The organism is Flavobacterium sp. (assembly GCF_003525665.1).
Lineage (GTDB): Bacteria > Bacteroidota > Bacteroidia > Flavobacteriales > Flavobacteriaceae > Flavobacterium.
This window is the reverse complement of record NZ_DQDX01000036.1, coordinates 24,630-45,568: the sequence shown is the minus strand read 5'-3', so window position 1 is coordinate 45,568 and position 20,939 is coordinate 24,630. Positions and strand designations below refer to the sequence as shown.

The window sequence follows — 20,939 nt, the reverse complement described above, 5'->3', positions numbered from 1 at the left end:
AAGTAGCATAAACACTTCTAAAATCAATTTGATGTTTCAAATCGCCATTGTCTAAATCGGCTAAGTTTGGATTGTTTCCAATGATATTCGATTTGTTGTTTCCTCCAATAATAAACATTGGCGCAGCCGTTCCGTGATCGGTTCCATTGCCGTTGTCTTTTACTCGTCTTCCAAATTCAGAAAAGACAACAATAGTAACATTTTGAAGTAATTGCGCTTTCTTCAAATCGGTGTAAAAACTAAAAATAGCATCGTTCAACTCGGTTAATTTTCTTTTGTGAATTTCCAATTGATTGTCATGTGTGTCAAATCCGCCAAGCGATGTATAGTACACTTTTGAGTTCAAATTTCCTTTCACCAATCGGGCAATCCATTCTAAATTTTTCGATAAACCAGTTTTTGGATAACTAATTTCTGAAGTCGATTTTGCCAAAGCTTTCTGAATATCATCTGAACCTTCTGTAACCGAATTGGCAATTTTTCGAACAAAATCCAATTGCGGATTATCTGACAATTTCACATTTTCTTCTTTATCGTTTCTAATTTTGAATCTATTCGGATCTTTAACAGTAATTGCATTGGGTTCGACACCTTTCAAAGCTAAATTATCGATTGAATCTAAATTGATTCCAGCCGTTGGTTGATGTTCATTGCATTGTAAATCTAAATAGCGACCAAGCCAACCTTCGTTTAAGTATTTGTTAGAATCGGTTGCAGTTTGCCAAATTTCCTGACTTCTAAAATGCGAACGAACTGGTTCTGGATAACCCACATTTTGAATCACCGACAAATCGCCATTCTGTTGCATTTGAGCAAAATCTTTTAAAGCCGGATGAAATGCCATGCCTTTGTTTTTGCCAATTACTTCATCTTTATTGATTGCGATTTTCGTTCGCAAATCATAATATAACGGATTTTCATAGGGAATAAAAGTATTCAAACCATCATTTCCACCATTTAATTGGATAAAAACCAAACATTGTTCTCCAATAACCAAACTGTTTTGAGAACCAAAAGCATGTAAAAATTCAGGTAGTACAAGCATTCCGCCAGTGAACGTTCCTGTGAGCGATAAAAAGTTTCTTCTGTTCATAATTTTAGCTTTAAATCAGTTGGTATTCTGGGGTTTTTGTGATGTAATTGAATAGTCTTAAAACAGCGTAATTTGCATTTTCGCTTTTCGGATCAAAATCATATTTGAGTACATTTTCCATATCTTTTTGCATCGTTTCATCTACCTTGAAAAGTAATCTGTTGGAGAGTTCAGCAATTATTTTTTTGTTATTTCCATTTTTATCAAAATCAATTTTGACGTTTATTTTTTCCAATTTAATTTCTGTTTCTTCACCTTCTTCTGGTATTTTTTCAAATACTTTTCTGCTGATGTTTCTGCCGTTGCAAAGTAAATCACTGGCATTATTTCTTTGTAAATATATTTGTGAAGTTAGCCACGAATTTCCGCCATCCCAACCTTTAACATTGGGTTGATTGAATAAATCCATGCCTTGTTGCTTTAAGAAAAAAGCTATTAAATTAGGATTTGAATTTGCAACATTAAGCTCGTCTGAAAGTTGAAATAAATACGTTAAAGGGTCTTTTATTTTACTTCCAGAATTCTCTTTTGCATATTCTTCGGTAAAAATCTTAGTCAAAAGTGGCTTGATTTCAAAATTCATTTTTCTGAAATAATCGCCATAATAAATCACTAAATCTTCTGATGGATTGTCATAAATAAACCATTTCAATATTTTTCTTGTAATTAAATAAGGCGTATTTTTTTGTTCGAATATGATGTCGACTAAATCATCGGCTTTAAAATTTCCTTGTTTTCCAAAATAGGTTTTTGTCGAATTATCTTCTAATAATCTTCTGTAAACCGCACTTTCTTCGCCAAGATTTAATCCGGCCAAAGCTTTTGCACCTTCTTTAATATCGTTTTCAGTGTAATTTCCTATTCCGATAGTGAAAAGTTCTAATAATTCGCGACTTAGATTCTCGTTGATTTTGTCTTTTCGATTGTCAACATTATCTAAATAGCGAACCATTGCATTCGATTTAACAATCTGTTTTGTGAGTTCTTTAAAGTTCCCAAAAGCATTTTCACGCAAAATCATATTGTGCTGATAAACCCAGTAAGTAGAGCGTACTTTTTGAGAAGTTGCTACAAAATGGTTGTGCCAAAAGCAGGTCATCTTTTCTCTCAACGGATATTTTTCGGTTAAGAATTTATCAATCCACCATTTTTTTAGTTCGGTTGCATTTTTAATTTGCTTCTTGATGACTTTCTTTTGATCATCTGCAGTTGCATTTTTAATTGACTGACGGTATTCTCGAAGTTCGGCGATGGTTTTAGGTTCGTCGTCAAGAAAATTTGGAAGCGCTTTATCAAAAGTTGTTGCATACGATTGATTTAGGAATTTTTCAAATCCAATTTCCTCAATAAGTTGCGCTTGTTTTCCCGAAAAACCTAGTCGTAGAGACCACAGATTGCTTTTGTTCATAACCAATGATTTGAATTATAAATTTAGACTTTATTTAACAAGAAAGGTTTAAATATAATTCAAAAATTAACGTTGAATAAAGATTAAATTTCAATTTATATGAAAAATAGTCTACTTGTTTTATTCTTGAGTTTCATTTGTTGCAACAATACCAAAGTAGAAACTCCAATCAAAGATTACAGTTCAAAAAATGCGGCTGCATTAGAGTATTGCAAGAAAAACGGATTTAATGAAGACTATTATTTTTTAGTGGATTTAGGTGTTCATCCGGGTAAAAATCGATTTTTTATTTATGATTTTAAGGCAGATAAAATTGTAGATAAAAATATCGTAACTCATGGAAGTTGTGATCAATTGGAAGAAAATCCAAACAAGTGGCAAAAAGCAAAATTTAGTACTACTGTGGATAGCCATTGTTCGATGAAAGGAAAATATAAAATAGGAAAACGCGACTACAGTTCTTGGGGAATTAATGTAAAATATTGGTTGCATGGATTAGAGAAAACCAATGAGAGTGCTGTGAAAAGAGTTGTTGTTTTGCACTCTTGGGATGCTGTTTCTAACGAAGAAATTTATCCAAAAGTGTCGCCTTTAAGTTGGGGTTGTCCTGCTGTTTCAAATGCTTTTATGAGAAAATTAGATACTCGATTACAAAAATCAGAAAAACCAGTTTTGTTGTGGATTGTTGAATAAAAATAGTAATATTGTGTCAAATAAAGAAAATACTTACCAATTTCAAAATAGACATTATAATGAGAAGCTTTCTAACTTGCCTTTCTTTTTTAATCATTCAGTTTTCATTTGCCCAAGAAAAAACTAAAGATACTGTAAAAGTTACCGAATTAAAAGAGGTTGTTATTCAATCTAAAAAGAAAAGTATTGAACAAAAGGCCGATCGAACCATATTTGATTTTTCTCAACAAAGCCATTTAAATTCAGGTTCTGTGATGGAAGGATTGAAAAAATTACCAGGATTAATAGTTTCTGATGTTGCTGGAATGATGTACCAAGGAAAACAACTAGAAGTGTTTATGGATGCTAGACCATTAAATATTTATTCTAATGAATTAACTGGTTATTTAGAAAGTCTTCCTGCAAATTCAATTGAGAAAGTTGAAATTATCACCCAACCTGGAGCCGAATTCCCTGCAACTTCTGGTGGTGCAATTATCAATATTATTACTTCAAAAAATGCGAAGAAATATCTTTCAGCTACTTATTCTAACGGATATAGTTATACAAAATACGACAAATCACGTCATCGGTTTAACAATAGTTTGTTGTTAAATTCAAAAAATAAATGGTTTGGTTGGCAAGTACAGTTAGGTCAAAGCTTCAATCAAGGTTATCAACGTACCAATTTTCAAAATGAATCTACAGTACTTTCTAAGAATACGACCGACAGAGAAAATCGTTTTTACTTTTTTAAAACAGGTTTAAAATTCGATTTAAAAAAAGACAGATTTTTGGTTAATTATGATTTTACAACTTCCAATAATAATGCTAAAATCGATGCAAGCGGATTAGGATTTGAAGCTAATGATAACAGCAAAAATAAACTCAATAGAAATGATGTTGCCTTAAATTATCAAAAGCGATTTACGGATGCCACAAAAAAATTAGATTTCAGATTTAATATGAATTCGGTTGGAAATAATTTTGATTTGATAAATAGAAATTTGGGAAATTCTGTTTTGGATAACGGTTACGATCAGTTGTTTTATCAGTTTAAAACCGATTATTCTCAGGAATTTTCCTTTTTAGGGAAAACTAAATTTGCAATAGGAGTTTTAGCCGATAAATTAGAATTTGAAGCACAAAATTCGGCAGTAACAAATTTGGATTACCAACGTACGACTTTTTCTGGTTATTCAGAATTGCAATCGTCATATAAAAAGTTTGATTTTATTTTAGGCGGACGAATAGAGTCGTATGTTATCGACGGAACAACAGATACCGATGAATTGATTCCGTTTAAGCAAACACAATTTTTTCCAAATGCTAGTATACAATATAATGTAATTCCGCAGGTTTTTGTGAATGCGAATTATAATAAAAAAATCAGTCTACCTACTACAGCGGCATTAAATCCGAACAATACCAATTATCAAAATCCCAATGTTTCGTTTTCTGGAAATCCAAATTTAGAACCAACCATTTTTGATAATTATGAGCTTAAAGTTAGTGCTTTTGACTACTTTTTTATCAGTTATTCTCGTAGCGATGCCAATAATCAGGTTATGAATAGAATAATTGCTAATGGCGATGGAGCAGCAAGTGTTTCAGAAAATATTCCGCAACTAACCATTCACAATTTTAATTTTGGCTTGCCAATTCCTTATATGTTGTTTACGAAAGGATTAACAGAAACATTGAAATTCGATTTTAATCCAGACGAAATTAATTTTTTATACCTATATGTTGGACATCAAAAACACATTCTACCCGATGTTAGCGGAAAAGGTTTGTGGTTTTTTAATGCCATGTCGCAAACAGTTTTGCCGAGTAAAATTAAATTTACAGCAACCTATAACACGTCAACTACAGGCGGAACATATTTCTATTATCAAAATCGAGTGCCGTTTAGTCAGCAATTTGATGTAACCTTTGCAAAGAAATTTTTAGATAATAATTTGTCAGTTTCTCTTTATTGTAATGATGTTTTTAATACTAGTGAACAAGGATTTAATGCTTTAGGAACCAATCTAGTTTATGAAAGTAAAAATGATTCGCGACGAGTAGGAATTACTTTGAACTATAAAATTCCTACCAAAAATAAATTGGCTAAAGAAGAAAGCAATATCTTAAACAATGATAAAAAAGAAGAGCAGCCAGTTATTGGCAATTAATTTATTTGACTTTATCTTTTTCTACTAAATCACTTAAATGAACTCGCAAAGCATTTACAGAAATACTAATTTCCCAAAAAGATATTCCCAAAGAAATTAGTAGACTTAGCATACTTGCACCAAAAATATAGATACCAATAAGTTGCCATTCTACAAATAAAACCAACATTCCAAAAACGGATAGAAACAAACTCAATACACCAAAAAGTTGCATGTAACGAATTAGTGTCAATCGTAAATTAAGGTTTTTAATTTCTATTAAAATGCTTTTATTGTGTTCCATATCGTAGGTTTTTTTCAATCCACGAACGATTTGTGCTATAGTTAAAAATCGATTGGTGTAAGCCAACAAAATTAATGATGTGGCTGAAAATAGTAAGGCAGGCGTTTCTATATTTAATGTCATAAAAAGTACTATTGTGCAATTAGTTGAAAAAAAACCTGTAAATTTTCACTTACAGGTTTTTTAGATTTTTTTAGGTTATGATTTTAACTTCATCCATAAGTAAGAAAAGTACAAAGCGTTGAACTTGGCTCTTTGTTCGTTGGTTGATGAACCACCATGTCCGCCTTCGGTATTTTCGTAATAATAGATTTTGTATCCCATGTCTAGCATTTTTGCTGCCATTTTTCTTGCATGTCCAGGATGCACACGATCATCGCGCGTTGATGTCATGAAGAAAACTTCAGGATATTTTGTGCCTTTTTTCAAGTTCTGGTAAGGAGAATATTTTTTTATAAAATCCCAATCACTTGTATCCGGATTTCCGTATTCGCCCATCCAACTTGCTCCAGCCAATAATTTATTGTAGCGTTGCATGTCTAATAATGGCACTTGGCAAACAACAGCATTGTATAAATCTGGTCGTTGTGTTAAGGCAACTCCCATTAATAATCCGCCATTGCTTCCGCCCATAATTCCTAAATGTTGGCTTGACGTTATTTTTTTTGCAATTAAATCTTCTGCAATACCATGAAAGTCATTGTAGATATTTTGTCTTTTTTCTTTTAAACCAGCTTGGTGCCATTTTGGACCAAATTCTCCGCCACCACGAATATTTGCTAACACATAAACGCCACCTTTATCGAGCCAAGATTGTCCAATTCCGCCAGAATAAGAAGGTTGCATTGAAACTTCAAATCCACCGTATGCGTATAATAATGTTGGATTTTTGCCATCATATTTAAGATCTTTTGATGCAATTACGAAGTACGGAATCATCTCGCCATCTTTCGATTTCATTTTATATTGTTCTACCTTGTATTTACTTCCGTCAAAATAATTTGAAAGCGATTTTACTTTTTGAACCGTATTGTTTTTTGCATTCGCACTAAACAATGATGTCGGCGTTAGAAAGTTTTGATAATTAAAGTAGTAGTCATCACTAAATTCGTCTGTAGCAGTTATTCCGATAGTTCCAAATTCAGGTGCATCAATTTTTGTTTTCGACCATTGTCCATTTGCGTAAGCGTAAGAGTAAAGTTCGTTTTTTACGTTATTTAAAATGTTCAACAATAACAAGTTTTTAGTACTTGAAATTTCATCTATACTACTGAAAGTGTCTGGCTCGTATATCAGTTGAAGTTCTTTCTTTCCTTCAAGAAGTGCTGTAAAATTGGCACTAATTGCTGAACCTTGCTTGTACGTTTTATCATTTACAGTCCAATCTGATTTTAATTTTATAATTAATTGATTGTTTAAAATGGTATTGATGTTTGCGTCATTTGGCACATCTAATTGTATAAGTTTATCATTTAGGTAAACAAATGATTTCGAAGAATAAAAAGTTTCGCCTTTACCAATCATAAGGTAAGTTTTTTCGCCATCACGCATCAAATAACCCGAATCGGAAACATCGGTTGCATCGCCTTCGTAAATAGTTTTAGCGCTTGATAATGCAGTTCCTCTTTTCCAAAGTTTTACAATTTTTGGATATCCCGAAGTTGTCATGCTGTTATCGCCAAAATTGGTTCCTACGATAACCGTGTTTTCGTCAAGGTAACTAATATTAGTTTTAGATTCTGGTAAAGTAAATCCGTTTGGAATGAATTTTTTAGTTTTGGCATCGTATTCTTTTACAACAACCGCATCGCCACCACCTTTAGAAAGAGAGACTAAAAACTTATCATAGTTTGGATACAAACCTTGTGCGCCTTTAAAAACCCATTTGGTTCCTTCTTCTTTACTCAAGGCATCGATGTCTAAAAGCGTTTCCCATACTGGATTTTTTGTATTGTAACTAGCTTTTGTAGTTCTACGCCAAATACCTCTAACATGGTCTTTGTCTTGCCAAAAGTTGTAAATTAAATCGCCATAAATTCCCGGATAAGCAATTTTATCGGTATCATTTAAAATGGTTAAATTTTTATTGTAAATGTCTTGATATTCTTTTTGTTGCATTAAAACATCAAAAGTTGATTTATTTTGTTTTTCAACAAATTCGAGTGCTTTTTTTCCATCAACTTCTTCAAGCCATAAATAGGAATCTTCTTGTGCCATTAAATTGAAAATATTAGTGAGAAGTAGTACTGTTATGAGAATACGTTTTTTCATATAATTTAGTATTATTATTGAGTTCCAAATATAATAAAAAAACCTGCAAGTTTTCACTCACAGGTTCATCTTAACACTTAATGCTATAGTCTTAATATTATTTTATCAACTCAAAACTTCTTTTTACAAAAGCGGTTAATTCTTCGCCTTTTAATAAACCTTGAGAAATTTTAGCCAAATCTAATGCTTGTTTTACCAAACTTTCTTGAACTGATTTATCTGATGTATTTAAAATTGTAGTAGCTAATTCTGAATTTGTATTGACTACCAAATTGTACATTTCTGGGAAATTACCCATCCCGAACATTCCGCCACCGCCAGATTGACTCATTTCTTTCATTCTTCGCATGAATTCTGGTTGCGTTATTATGAAAGGTGCAGCAGTGCTATCCATTGGTTCAAGTTGAACTGAATAATTAGTTTTTGGAACAATTTCTTCTAAAACTGTTTTCAAGTTTCCTTGCTCGTCTTCAGACAATTTAGAAATTTGAGTTTCTTCTTTCTGAATTAATTTTTCGATCGAATCACCGTCAACACGAACAAAAGTAAGGTTCTCGTTATCCGATTCTAATTTCTGAATTAAATGTGAGATAATTGGAGAATCTAACAATAATACTTCGTATCCTTTGTCTTTTGCAGCAGCAATATAACTGTGTTGTGCATCTTTATTTGAAGCATAAAGCACTACAAGTTTTCCGTTTTTATCGGTTTGATTTGCTGTTAAAGCTTCTTTCAATTCTGATAAGGTGTAATATTTATCATCAACCGTTGGATACAAAACAAAGTCGCCTGATTTTTCGTAGAATTTAGGTTCTGATAACATTCCGTATTCCAAAACAATCTTAATATCGTTCCATTTTTTCTCGAAATCTTCACGGTTTTCGTTGAATAGACCTTTCAATTTATCAGCAACTTTTCTAGTGATGTAATTCGAGATTTTTTTCACATTACTATCTGCTTGTAAACCAGAACGCGAAACGTTTAACGGAATATCTGGAGAATCAATTACACCTTTTAACATTCCTAAGAATTCTGGTACAATTCCTTCTACATTATCGGTTACAAAAACCTGATTCTGATACATTTGAATCTTGTCTTTTTGTATCTGTAAATCGGCACTCATTTTTGGGAAATATAAAATACCAGTTAAGTTAAACGGATAATCTACATTTAAATGAATGTTGAATAACGGATCTTCAAATTGCATTGGATACAATTCGCGATAGAATGATTTGTAATCTTCGTCAGATAAATCGGTTGGTTGTTTAGTCCAAGCTGGAGTTGGATTGTTGATGATGTTATCAACTTCAACTTGTTCTGGTTTTGCATCTTCTGCAGCATCTTCTGCTAATGGAAGTGATTCTTTTCTAGTTCCAAATTTAATTGGAATAGGCATGAATTTATTGTATTTTGTAAGTAATTCTCTGATTTTGTAATCTTCTAAAAACTCTAAAGAATCTTCTGCAATGTGAAGAATAATTTCGGTACCACGTGAAGTTTTGTCAGATGGTTCTAATGTAAATTCTGGACTTCCATCACAGGTCCAATGTGCTGCTGGTTCGTCTTTGAATGATTTTGTTATGATTTCAACTTTTTCTGCAACCATAAACGCCGAGTAAAATCCTAATCCGAAATGACCAATAATTCCTGAATCTTTGGCAGAATCTTTATATTTTTCTAAAAATTCTTCAGCTCCAGAAAACGCAACTTGGTTGATGTATTTTTCAACTTCATCAGATGTCATTCCTAAACCTTGATCAATAATGTGAAGTTTCTTTCCTTCTTTATCAATTTTCACTTCAATAATTGGATTGCCATATTCTACTTTGGCTTCACCAATACTTGTTAAATGTTTTAATTTTAAAGTTGCATCTGTTGCATTTGAAACCAATTCACGAAGAAAAATCTCGTGATCATTGTAAAGAAATTTCTTGATTAAAGGGAAAATGTTTTCTACTGAAACATTAATTTTTCCTGTTGACATATTTTGAACTTTTAAGTTAAACAATTTTCAATCATAAGTCAAATTCAATACCAAAACTTATTTTATGACAAAATGACGTAGTAGTAATTCTACAAAATTTCACAAATATTGTATAATAACTTTCCGTAAATTTGCACCTAAATTTGTGAGATAAAATTCTAAAACTTAATTTTTATGAAAAAAAGTATTTTTTTAATGTTGTTTGCTATCGTTATAATGGGTTGTAAATCTAAAACTCCTGTAACTAGTACTGTAGTTGACAACAAAACAGAACGAGCAATAAAAGGTAATTACGTATTATCTGCAGTAAGTTATCCAGGTTCAGATTATATCAAAGTTTCTTCTTTTGATATTGCAGATTCTAAATGTTTTGTGGGAAGTAAGTGGAAATTTGTTTCTAACAACAATAAAGGAAACTTTGCTTTAGACAATGCAAGCTGTACTAGTTTTGTGTCTGATATCACATGGTATATCAACAAAGAAGGAAAATTTGTAATGAAAGTTTTAAACGATTCAAAATCTAAAAAACTTAAAGAAGGTTATATTTTAAGAGTTCAAAACGTAACTGAATCTTCTTTTCAATTAGTAGATTTAGGCGATGTTGGTGGAAAATCTATTGATATCGTTTACCAATTCCAAAGAAATTAAATAATTTAAACAATAGATCAAGATGAAAAAAGGTACAATATATTTTTTAGTTAGTGTTTTTGCTTTCAGTACAATTTTTACAAGTTGTGAGGCTGTAAAAAACACAAATAATACACAACGTGGTGCTGGAATTGGTGCTGTTGCTGGTGGAGTTCTTGGAGCAGTTCTAGGAAATAACCTTGGAAAAGGTGGAAACGGAGCAATGGGTGCAGTTCTTGGTGGCGTTATTGGTGGCGTTGCTGGTGGAGTTATCGGTAACAAAATGGATAAACAAGCAAGAGAAATTCAAACAGCAATTCCTGGTGCAACAGTAGAACGTGTTGGTGAAGGTATTCGTTTGGTTTTAGGTGAAAATGCAGTTCGTTTTGATACTAATAAATCTACATTAACTGCTGCTGCTAAAGCAAATTTAGACAAATTGGTTCCAGTTTTTCAAAGTTATGCCGATACAGATATTGTAATATATGGTTATACAGATAGTACAGGTAAACCAGAATATAATTTAACATTATCTGAACAAAGAGCAATTGCTGTTGAGAAGTATTTAGAATCTAAAGGATTAAATATGTCACGTTTTAAAATGGTAGGTTTAGGTATTGCTGATCCAATTGCAACTAATGACACTCCAGAAGGAAGAAGCCAAAACCGTCGTGTAGAATTTGCTATTACTGCAAATGAAAAGATGGTTCAAGATGCTAAAAAAGAAGCAGGAAACTAAAAAAAAATAGTTTTTAAAATAGAGAAGCGTTCCTAGAAATAGGAGCGCTTTTTTGTTTTCAAATATTTTGAACGACATTTAACAAATATTTTTGTTTACTTTATTTCGTCAATTGTTAAACAATAAGTAACTTTACATCAAATTCAATAAAATGGAAACTACAAAGAAAACTACAGCCAAGAAGAAGCTGATGGACGACAACCAAATCATTTCTAAGTACATGGATTATGTGTTGGAAAAAAATGAAGAACCTAAAAATGTTTTTTCGTCTTGCAAGGAGCATAAAATAGAAGAAAAAGATTTTTATACGTTCTTCGGGTCAATCGATGCCATGAAACAAGAAATTTGGGTAAAGTTTTTTGAGAATGCTGTAGAAACAATATCGAAGGAAGAAGCATTTGAAACGTATACCGGTAAAAATAAATTGCTGACGTTATATTTTACTTTATTTGAATTACTTACATTAAATAGAAGTTTTATCCTGTTTAATTTGAAGGATAACAAAGAAGGTTTAAAGAATTTGAAAAATTTAAAACTTTTTAGAAACCATTTTAAAGATTTTATCGTAACTATCATTAACAACAACGAAACTATAGTTAGTGATAAAGTTACTAAAATCACCAAACCTGTATTTTCTGAGGGCGCATGGATTCAGTTCTTATTTTTATTGAAATTTTGGATGGATGATACTTCAAAAGGATTCGAGAAAACAGATGTTTTAATTGAAAAATCGGTCAATACAGTAGTCGATTTATTAGATACAAAACCATTAGAAAGTTTATTCGATTTAGGAAAATTCCTTTGGAAAGAAAAAAAGAATTAATACTGAAATAAATTCAGCACTAGTATGAAAACATTAGATAAAATTCCAACAGGAAAAATAGAACGCGCCAGTCAATTAGTAAAAACCGGATTTAAAGTTGGAGGAAATTACGTTGCTTATTATGGTGAAAAAATTGTAAATCCGTCTTTGAATCGTGATAAATTAAACGAAAGCAATGCCGAAGATATTTATGACGGATTAAAGAATTTAAAAGGAAGTGCGTTGAAAGTTGCTCAAATGTTGAGTATGGACAAAAGCATCATGCCACAACAATATGTAGATAAGTTTTCGTTGTCGCAGTTTTCGGTTCCGCCATTGTCTGCGCCATTAGTTAGAAAAACATTTAAAAAATATTTAGGTCAATATCCAGAGAACTTATACGACACATTTACGCCAGATGCTATGAACGCTGCGAGTATCGGTCAGGTACACAAAGCGACCAAAGATGGGAAAAATCTTGCTGTGAAAATCCAATATCCAGGTGTGGCTGATAGTATAAGTTCGGATTTGGCTTTAGTAAAACCATTCGCTGTTAGAATGTTTAACATTAAAGGAAAGGATTCTGACAAATATTTTAAAGAAGTTGAAGACAAGTTATTAGAAGAAACCGACTATAATTTAGAACTAAAACAAAGTTTAGAAGTTTCTGATTGGTGTAAACATATTGCGAATTTGCGTTTTCCAAAATATTATCCAGAATTATCTTCTGAGAAAATATTAACAATGGAATGGATTGACGGAGAGCATTTATCAGAATTTGCAGCACACAATGAAGATAGAGAAAAAGGAGATAAAATCGGACAGGCACTTTGGGATTTTTATATGTATCAAATGCATCATTTGAAACAAGTTCACGCCGATCCGCATCCAGGAAATTTCTTGATTGACAAAGATGACAAGTTGGTAGCAATAGATTTTGGTTGTATAAAGCACGTTCCTATAGAATTTTATGTTCCGTATTTTGAATTGGCAAAACCCGAAGTTATTGATAATCCGAAGCTGTTCAACGAGAAATTGTACGAATTAGAAATTTTGAGATTAGACGATTCTAAAGAAGAAATCGTATATTTTACAAAGTTGTTTCATGATTTATTTGGACACGGCCGCAGGGCAAAAGACGGTCAGTAGATAGCGCTGCTTCTTCACGGTCGCGACGACCTCGTGTTGATTCCAGCCCTCGAACACACTTGGTGCACCCACCGACCCCCTTGAAGTGCGCGNNCCAAACCATTTCATGGCGATTATTTTGATTTTTCAGATGATGATTTCTTTGGACAAATTGCCACAATGGGCGAAGAATTTGCAAAAGACACACAATTAAGAAAAATGAATGGGAATCGAGGTTCCAAACATTTTTTATACATAAATAGAACCTTTTTCGGTTTATATAATTTACTTCATGATTTAAAAGCAAGAGTTGATACCAAAGCTTTTGAGAAGTACATTAATTAATGATTAGTTTGTTTATTGGTTAGGTTGAAAGAGCGGTTCTCTACTTTAGAATCGCTCTTTCTTTTTTAAAAATTACTACTTTTGCAGTATCGAATCATCAAGAAAATGCTCCAAATAAAATCCATCTCCTTTTCGTATTTAAAAGAAAAAACCATTCAAGATGCTTCATTTTCATTAGAAAAAGGAAAATCACTTGCTATAATTGGCGAAAGCGGTTGCGGAAAAAGTACACTGTTAAAACTAGTTTACGGCTTGTACGACCTAGATGAAGGAACTATTTTTTGGAACGATACCGAAGTTTTAGGTCCGAAATACAATCTTATTCCAGGAATGGATTTTATGAAGTACCTCGCACAAGATTTTGATTTAATGCCATACATAACTGTTGCAGAAAATGTTGGAAAATATTTATCCAATATCGATTCTGGTAAAAAATGGAATAGGGTAAAAGAGCTTTTAGAAATTGTAGAAATGGAAGATTTCTTTGATGTAAAAGCCAAATATTTAAGTGGCGGACAAATGCAAAGAGTTGCCATTGCAAGAGTTTTAGCTTTAGAACCAGAAGTTTTATTACTTGACGAACCTTTCAGTCATATCGATAATTTCAGAAAAAATAGTTTACGAAGAAAGTTGTTTGCCTACTTAAAAGAAAAGCAAATTACTTTTTTAGTTGCTACTCACGATAGCACCGATGTTTTATCGTTTGCAGATGAGGTTTTGGTAATGAAAAACGGCGATATCATAGAAAGCGGAACTCCAAAAACATCATACGAAAATCCAAAATCTAAATATATTGCTTCACTTTTCGGCGATGTGAATGAGTTGAAAATGGATGGAAAAGTAAAGTATATTTATCCGCATCAATTTGAAATTGTAGATATATCTGATTTAAAAGTAGAAGTTCTAAATTCTTATTTCCGAGGAAGTCATTATTTAATTGAAGCAAAATTAGATGACGAAATGCTTTTTTTCGAACACAGTTCTGAAATTAAAAAAGGAACACAAGTTCATCTAAAAATAAAATAGACCTCTAAATTTCTTCAAAGGTCTATTCTCTATTTTCTATATTCTATTCTCTATTTTTAGTTCTTCAAATACTTCTCTAAAAACTGATCTTGTTCCCAAAGCAAGTGCAAAATGTTTTCTTTAGCAGCATAACCATGTGATTCTTTTGGTAAAATCACCATTCTTGTTGGCGCTCCTAAGTTTTTCAATGCCTGAAAATAACGCTCAGTTTGCAAAGTAAAAGTTCCCGGATTATTATCGGCTTCACCGTGAACTAATAGTAAAGGCGTTTTCATTTTATCGGCATTCATAAAAGGCGACATTCCGTTGTAAATGGCTGGAACATCCCAATAATTACGTTGCTCACTTTGAAATCCGAAAGGAGTTAAAGTTCTGTTGTAGGCACCACTTCTTGCAATTCCGCACGCAAATAAATTAGAATGCGTAAGTAAATTTGCCGTCATAAATGCACCATACGAATGTCCGCCAACAGCCACTTTTTTACGATTGATGTATCCTAAATTATCTACAGCATTTATCGCAGCTTCAGCATCATCAACTAATTGCGTGATAAAAGTATCATTTGGTTCTGTTGTTCCTTCACCAATGATTGGAAACGACGCATCGTCAAGAACAGCATAACCTTTAGTTACCCAATATACAAACGAACCATAGTTTGGAAAAGTAAATTCATTCGGATTTTTATCACTTTGTCCAGCCGAGTTTTTGTCTTTAAATTCGGCAGGATAAGCCCAAATTAACAAAGGTAATTTCTCTTTTTTAGTTCGGTCATAATTGGCAGGCAAATACAAAGTTCCCGATAAATCTACACCATCTTTTCTTTTGTACTTAATCACTTCTTTATATACATTTTTGATGCTTTCAAACGGATTTTGAAAAGCAGTAATAGGCGTCAATTTACCCGATTTTATATTTCTAAAATAGTAATTCGGATAATCATTTTTAGATTGAATCATTACTAAAACTTCGCCTTTCTTATAATCTTCAATCGACATCAAATCTTCTTTTTTGTCTTTGATTTTTGAAGTGTAAAGTCGTTTCGTTTTTAAGGTTTTCAAATTCATTTCATCAATAAAAGGAAACTGACCATCTTTTGTATTTCCGTCACCAATTAAGTAAGCATTTCCGTTTTCGGTTGCGATAACGTATCTTCCAAATTCATTTTTCTTGGTTTCAAAATTCCCTGGATCAGAATAAATATCTTGAGAATTTCTATCCGAAATTACTTTTGGAGCTTCGTTAGGATTTGATGGATTTAATAAATAAGTTTTGGTATTTCTCGTGTCATACCAACTATCATAAGCAATGGCAAACGAGTCATTACCCCAACTAATTCCACCAAATCGTTGTTGTGTTTTCATCATAGAAGTTGGAGCAGAAGTAAATGGCGCATTCCATTGAAAAACTTCATCTCTGTAATCTACTTTTTTAGCTTGGTCACCTTCATCAAGTGCTTCAACATAAACCAAAGTTGCTGCTTTGTCTGCTCTCCAACTCATGCTTCTTTTTCCAGTTCTAACTGATGAAAAACCTTTTGGCATAATTTCCGTTAATGGAACTTCGTTTACTTGTTTGATTTCTTTTCCAGCCAAATCATAAACTACAGATTTTTGAGGAAAACGGCTCAAAGGAACGATGTAAGAATAAGGTTTTTGGATGGTTGTTAGCATCAAATAATTTCCGTCTGGCGAAAAACTTTCTCCTGCATAAATATCAGCTGGTTTAAATAAAGTCGCTGTTCCAGAAGTAGTGATTTTATACAATTCAGAAGTTACTAATGCATCAAAATTAGCTTCATCCGATTTATTTTTCAGCAAATCTTGATACGTTCTATTTTGGGATTTAGAACCATCACTTACAGAAACTGTTGGTCCTTTTGGCAAATCTTTTTTCTCATCAATTAATGCTGGTCGGTTTTTAGGCAACACTTTTACTAATAAGGTTTCATTGTCTTTCATCCAACTGAACGGACTTCCTAAATTAGCATTTAAATTATCAGATGTTATTTTATTTGCAACAGCAGAAGCCACATCAATAATCCAAAGTTCTACTCCAGAATTGGTAGTGTTGGTAAACGCAATTTTCTTTTCGTTTTCTGACCAAGCCACATTCGAAATCTTAGCATTTGCTGGTAATCCGCTAACTTGAGTTTCATTTTTAGCGCTAATTTTTCTAATTTTCAAATTATTAACATACGTAACTGTACTAGAAATATTAGTCACCGGATTAATACGCAATCCACCCAAACGCATTTCGGTCTGATTTAAATCGTCTAAAGTTTTGTAGGTATTTCTGTAACTCAAAAGCATGTATTCTTTTTTAGAATCCATACTTACAGATGGTGCTCTTTCATAATCGGCAAGTGCCATAATTTCGGCCGAAGGCTTTTTATAACTAAGATTCTCTTGCGCAAAACTCGAAAATCCTAAACCGATAAAAAACAATGATAAAATTCTGATTTTCATAGATGTTTGGTTTTAATAAAAAATATTGGTCTAAATTACTATAATTGTGTTACATATTAAAGGTAGTTTTAGTTAAAATTAAATTCAAAAAATAAATTGTAGTCGTTCATTGTAATTCATTTTTTTCTAATTTTATAAAAAAATTGAAATGAAAAAAATTACTTTCTTGATAGTATTGTTTACCAATATTTTAGTGGCGCAATACACGTGGAATCCGTTAACATCGATTCCTGCTAATGGTGGCGGACAACGATTTGACGATGTTTTTTTTCTAAATGAAAATTTGGGTTGGGCTGCCAATGGCGGATTTGCAGCTGTTTATAAAACTACAGATGGCGGTGCCAATTGGACGCTTCAAGCCAACAATGCAACTTTAGGAAGCAATCATTATTTTAGAAATATAGAATTTCTAAACAGCAATATTGGTTTTCTAGGAACGCTAAATAATAAATTTTATAAAACTATTGATGGCGGAACCAATTGGACTTTGGTAAACAACATTACACCAATTCCACAAGCAATTTGTGGTTTAGATTGCGTAGGAACTTCTACCGTTTATGGTTGTGGCGCCTATTTTTCCCCAGCTTATGTCATAAAATCTACCGATAGCGGCGCAACGTGGCAATACATCGATATGAGTGCTTATGCCAATGCGTTGGTCGAAGTTTTATTCGTAGATGAAAATACAGGATATGTGGCTGGAAATAATAATTCAGGTGCTGTAATTTTAAAAACTACGAATGGCGGAACAACTTGGACGACAATTTACAACGGAACAATTCCGGGTGAATACGTTTGGAAACTTCAAATTTTGGACAGTAATCCCAATGTGTTTTTTGGTTCTATAGAATCGGTGGCACCAAATTCGGGAAAAATGATAAAATCTACCAATGGCGGAACGACTTGGACCAGCAAAAATTTTCCTGACGTTGATGTTCAAGCTATCGGTTTTGTTACTGAAAATCAAGGTTGGATGGGCGGACACAATTCGGGATTTTACCAAACTTTGGATGGAGGAAACACATGGACAAATACCACGATTGGAAGTAATTTAAATAGAATTTTCTTCATTGGAGACATCGCTTATGCTTCGGGAACAACCATCTATAAAATGTCAACTACCTTGTCCAATGGCGATTTTCAAGAAGCTGACAGAATTCCTTTAAATGTTAGAGTTGCTCCAAATCCAATCAAAGATAAATTGAATTTAGAAATCGATTTTCTTGGAACAGATCATTTACTTCTCGGATTATATTCAATAGACGGAAAATTAATAAAACAATGGAAACCAGAAGAAATCACCACATCTGGAACAAAAAGATACACCTTTGATTTCCCATATCCAAAAGGAGTTTACATTCTAAACTTACACACCAATACAGGCAGACAATCGGTGAAAGTTATAAAGTAACTGGATACTAAAAACTGAACACTGAATACTGACCACTAATCAGAAGCTATTTCCTGCTTTCCACTACAAGTCCTCAGTACAACAACAATTTTTCTAAGCTGTAAAAAGTCCCGAAGCTTCGGGATCCGTTGGTCGCTTTTTTACAGCAAGAAAAATAAGTTGTTTTACTTCCGGGCTTTTCGTTGCAATCAGTCCCGAAGCTTCGGGATAGGCTTTACGTGGTATACGACTATATTTTTTAAAAGATATTCTGTTTTGGAATTTAAAATGAAATTTGGAAAGTGAAGAGATGTTTTTTGATCAATTTACACTTTTTGTTTTAATCTCTTTATGGGCACGAGCATGATGCTCGCGCTTGCTGAGAATCTTCAGTTGCATATCCATATAGATATTTATAATTACTACATCCCATTATAGTAGTAATAGTACTAAATAAGATTAAAAACTCAACTAATTTTCTCATTTTGCTTCCTTGATTCTTTATTATTACCAAATATGAAATTCATCAAAGATATAGATTATACCTAACAAAATAAAAGTGACACCAGCTATATATCCTGAAATATTAACACTTGTTAGTGGGTATGATGGTGGTCTTTTTGACATAAAAATAATAACACCTATTCCAAAAATAATCATTAAAATCCCAACACAAATATTTTCAATAGCTTCCATCTTAGTTATCTTTTATTTATAGAAACGATTTCCAAATCACTTCTAGATAATCATCATCAACAAATCTAATAAAATAATCCACACACAGTTTTACAAATCTTGTAGATTTAATTCATTTAATTTGTTACTTATAAATTGTTTTCTTAATTTTATTATCCAATTAACAATCAAACAAATACAACATGGGAAAATTTGTAATTACAACTCGTAAAAACGGAGAATTTCAATTCAATTTAAAAGCTGGAAACGGTCAAACTATTCTTGCAAGTGAAGGTTATACAACCAAAGCTGCTTGCGAAAACGGAATAGAATCAGTTAGAAAAAATTCACAAGAGGATGCTCGTTACGATCGTCTTGAAGCTAAAAGTGGTCAAGTTTATTTTAATCTAAAAGCTGGAAACGGTCAAATCATTGGAAACAGTGAAATGTATGAAAGCGTAGCTTCAAGAGAAAACGGAATCGAATCAGTTAAGAAAAATGCTGCAGACGCAACAGTTGACGATCAATCGGCATAAAATTTAAAAATAGCTTACAAAAACCATCTTTATTAGGATGGTTTTTTTATTTTTACACTACATTCTAAATTAACAAATCAAAAATTTATGCCAATATTTAATCGTATTTTTTAAAAGATAACTAAATTTGTGCTGTCAATTTTGCTAAAAATATAATATATGTTTCATTCAAAAATATCGGGATTAGGATTTTATGTTCCTGAAAATGTGGTTACTAATGATGATTTATCCAAAATAATGGATACCAATGACGAGTGGATTCAAGAACGAACCGGAATTAAAGAAAGACGCCATATCATTCGTGGTGAGGATACCACAACAACGATGGGTGTAAAAGCTGCCGAAATAGCTATACAAAGATCTGGTGTTGCAAAAGAAGACATCGACTTTATTGTTTTCGCGACTTTAAGTCCAGATTATTATTTTCCTGGTCCAGGAGTTTTGGTACAACGTGATTTGGGTCTAAAAACCGTTGGAGCATTGGATGTGAGAAATCAGTGTTCGGGATTTATTTATGCTTTGTCGGTTGCCGATCAGTATATTAAAACCGGAATGTATAAAAATATTTTAATTATTGGTTCAGAAGTACATTCAACAGGTCTTGATATGACCGATAGAGGTAGAGGCGTTTCAGTAATTTTTGGTGATGGCGCAGGTGCAGCTGTCTTGAGTAGAGAAGAAGATTTGTCAAAAGGAATTTTATCAACGCATTTACATTCAGAAGGATTACATGCTGAAGAATTGATTGTTAAAGCACCAGGAATGGGCGATCGTTGGGTTACCGATATTATTGCAGATAACGATCCTAGTGATGATAGCTATTTTCCATACATGAACGGACAGTTTGTATTTAAAAATGCCGTGGTTCGTTTTAGTGAAGTTATTATGGAAGGATTGACTGCCAACAATTTGCAAGTATCAGACATTGACATGTTAGTTCCACATCAAGCCAATTTACGTATTTCACAATTCATTCAGCAGAAGTTTAAATTGTCTGATGATCAGGTTTTTAACAACATTCAAAAGTACGGTAATACAACTGCAGCTTCCATTCCGATTGCTTTAACCGAAGCTTGGGAACAAGGGAAAATCAAAGAAGGCGACACACTAGTCTTAGCTGCTTTCGGTAGCGGATTTACTTGGGCAAGTGCCATTATTAAATGGTAATTTTTCAAAATAATATATAAATTCAAAACTCGGAAAGTAATTTTCGAGTTTTTTTTTATTTCCAGAATTTGATCAAATAAATCTATTCTTCAAAGTTGAAATTCGTGTAATTAAAATTTTAATTCAAAATAATTCGTGAAAATTCGTGAAA

General features: G+C 32.6%; 17 protein-coding genes and 1 pseudogene. 11 read left to right on the top strand and 7 right to left on the bottom strand.

The window, feature by feature from the left end:
- Both DIU01_RS02595 and DIU01_RS02590 read right to left on the bottom strand, forming a co-directional pair.
- On the bottom strand, positions 1–1,093 hold a 1,093-nt coding region (locus DIU01_RS02595), incomplete at its 3' end, for a DUF1501 domain-containing protein (RefSeq protein ID WP_290831702.1).
- A 10-nt stretch (positions 1,094–1,103) separates the two neighbouring features.
- A complete protein-coding gene (locus DIU01_RS02590; protein WP_290831701.1) occupies positions 1,104–2,501 on the bottom strand; it encodes a DUF1800 domain-containing protein in 1,398 nt (465 codons plus the stop codon).
- A gap of 99 nt (positions 2,502–2,600) precedes the next feature.
- Between DIU01_RS02590 and DIU01_RS02585 the strand changes: the two genes are divergently transcribed.
- Both DIU01_RS02585 and DIU01_RS02580 read left to right on the top strand, forming a co-directional pair.
- Positions 2,601–3,194, top strand: coding sequence for a murein L,D-transpeptidase catalytic domain-containing protein (locus tag DIU01_RS02585; protein WP_290831700.1), 594 nt, complete (start codon positions 2,601–2,603; stop codon positions 3,192–3,194).
- Between the two features lie 59 nt (positions 3,195–3,253).
- Positions 3,254–5,350, top strand: coding sequence for a TonB-dependent receptor (locus DIU01_RS02580; RefSeq protein WP_290831699.1), 2,097 nt, complete (start codon positions 3,254–3,256; stop codon positions 5,348–5,350).
- A gap of 1 nt (position 5,351) precedes the next feature.
- On the opposite strand, the gene DIU01_RS02575 is transcribed toward DIU01_RS02580, so the two are convergent.
- From DIU01_RS02575 to htpG, 3 genes are all read right to left on the bottom strand, one after another.
- A complete protein-coding gene (locus DIU01_RS02575) occupies positions 5,352–5,756 on the bottom strand; it encodes a DUF2721 domain-containing protein (RefSeq protein ID WP_290831698.1) in 405 nt (134 codons plus the stop codon).
- Between the two features lie 75 nt (positions 5,757–5,831).
- On the bottom strand, positions 5,832–7,904 hold the full coding sequence (locus DIU01_RS02570) for a prolyl oligopeptidase family serine peptidase (RefSeq protein ID WP_290831697.1): 2,073 nt from the start codon (positions 7,902–7,904) through the stop codon (positions 5,832–5,834).
- Between the two features lie 97 nt (positions 7,905–8,001).
- Complete coding sequence (gene htpG, locus DIU01_RS02565; RefSeq protein WP_290831696.1) at positions 8,002–9,888, bottom strand: molecular chaperone HtpG; 1,887 nt, start codon at positions 9,886–9,888, stop codon at positions 8,002–8,004.
- Between the two features lie 174 nt (positions 9,889–10,062).
- On the opposite strand from htpG, the gene DIU01_RS02560 reads away from it, so the two are divergent.
- The 6 genes and pseudogenes from DIU01_RS02560 (at position 10,063) to DIU01_RS02535 (ending at position 14,555) form a co-directional block, all read left to right on the top strand.
- Positions 10,063–10,536, top strand: coding sequence for a lipocalin family protein (locus DIU01_RS02560; RefSeq protein ID WP_290831695.1), 474 nt, complete (start codon positions 10,063–10,065; stop codon positions 10,534–10,536).
- A gap of 22 nt (positions 10,537–10,558) precedes the next feature.
- Positions 10,559–11,254: an OmpA family protein gene (locus tag DIU01_RS02555; protein WP_290831694.1), complete on the top strand. Its 696-nt coding sequence runs from the start codon at positions 10,559–10,561 to the stop codon at positions 11,252–11,254.
- A 151-nt stretch (positions 11,255–11,405) separates the two neighbouring features.
- On the top strand, positions 11,406–12,077 hold the full coding sequence (locus tag DIU01_RS02550) for a TetR family transcriptional regulator C-terminal domain-containing protein (protein ID WP_290831693.1): 672 nt from the start codon (positions 11,406–11,408) through the stop codon (positions 12,075–12,077).
- A gap of 24 nt (positions 12,078–12,101) precedes the next feature.
- Positions 12,102–13,205, top strand: coding sequence for an AarF/ABC1/UbiB kinase family protein (locus DIU01_RS02545; protein ID WP_290831692.1), 1,104 nt, complete (start codon positions 12,102–12,104; stop codon positions 13,203–13,205).
- Between the two features lie 99 nt (positions 13,206–13,304).
- Positions 13,305–13,529 (top strand): annotated as a pseudogene (locus tag DIU01_RS02540) (AarF/ABC1/UbiB kinase family protein); the annotation flags it as partial.
- Between the two features lie 105 nt (positions 13,530–13,634).
- A complete protein-coding gene (locus DIU01_RS02535) occupies positions 13,635–14,555 on the top strand; it encodes an ABC transporter ATP-binding protein (RefSeq protein WP_290831691.1) in 921 nt (306 codons plus the stop codon).
- Positions 14,556–14,611: 56 nt separating this feature from the next.
- Here the strand turns inward: DIU01_RS02535 and DIU01_RS02530 are convergent, their stop codons facing one another.
- Entirely contained in the window at positions 14,612–17,020 is a 2,409-nt protein-coding gene (locus tag DIU01_RS02530) for a prolyl oligopeptidase family serine peptidase (protein WP_290831690.1), read from the bottom strand.
- 148 nt (positions 17,021–17,168) lie between these two features.
- On the opposite strand from DIU01_RS02530, the gene DIU01_RS02525 reads away from it, so the two are divergent.
- Complete coding sequence (locus DIU01_RS02525) at positions 17,169–18,431, top strand: T9SS type A sorting domain-containing protein (RefSeq protein ID WP_290831689.1); 1,263 nt, start codon at positions 17,169–17,171, stop codon at positions 18,429–18,431.
- Between the two features lie 486 nt (positions 18,432–18,917).
- Here the strand turns inward: DIU01_RS02525 and DIU01_RS02520 are convergent, their stop codons facing one another.
- Positions 18,918–19,106, bottom strand: a complete 189-nt coding sequence (locus tag DIU01_RS02520; protein WP_290831688.1) for a hypothetical protein — start codon at positions 19,104–19,106, stop codon at positions 18,918–18,920.
- A gap of 182 nt (positions 19,107–19,288) precedes the next feature.
- Here DIU01_RS02520 and DIU01_RS02515 point away from each other — a divergent pair, with 182 nt between their 5' ends.
- Both DIU01_RS02515 and DIU01_RS02510 read left to right on the top strand, forming a co-directional pair.
- Positions 19,289–19,621: a YegP family protein gene (locus DIU01_RS02515; RefSeq protein ID WP_290831687.1), complete on the top strand. Its 333-nt coding sequence runs from the start codon at positions 19,289–19,291 to the stop codon at positions 19,619–19,621.
- Between the two features lie 159 nt (positions 19,622–19,780).
- Positions 19,781–20,788, top strand: a complete 1,008-nt coding sequence (locus DIU01_RS02510) for a 3-oxoacyl-ACP synthase III family protein (protein ID WP_290831686.1) — start codon at positions 19,781–19,783, stop codon at positions 20,786–20,788.
- Positions 20,789–20,939: the final 151 nt, after the last annotated feature.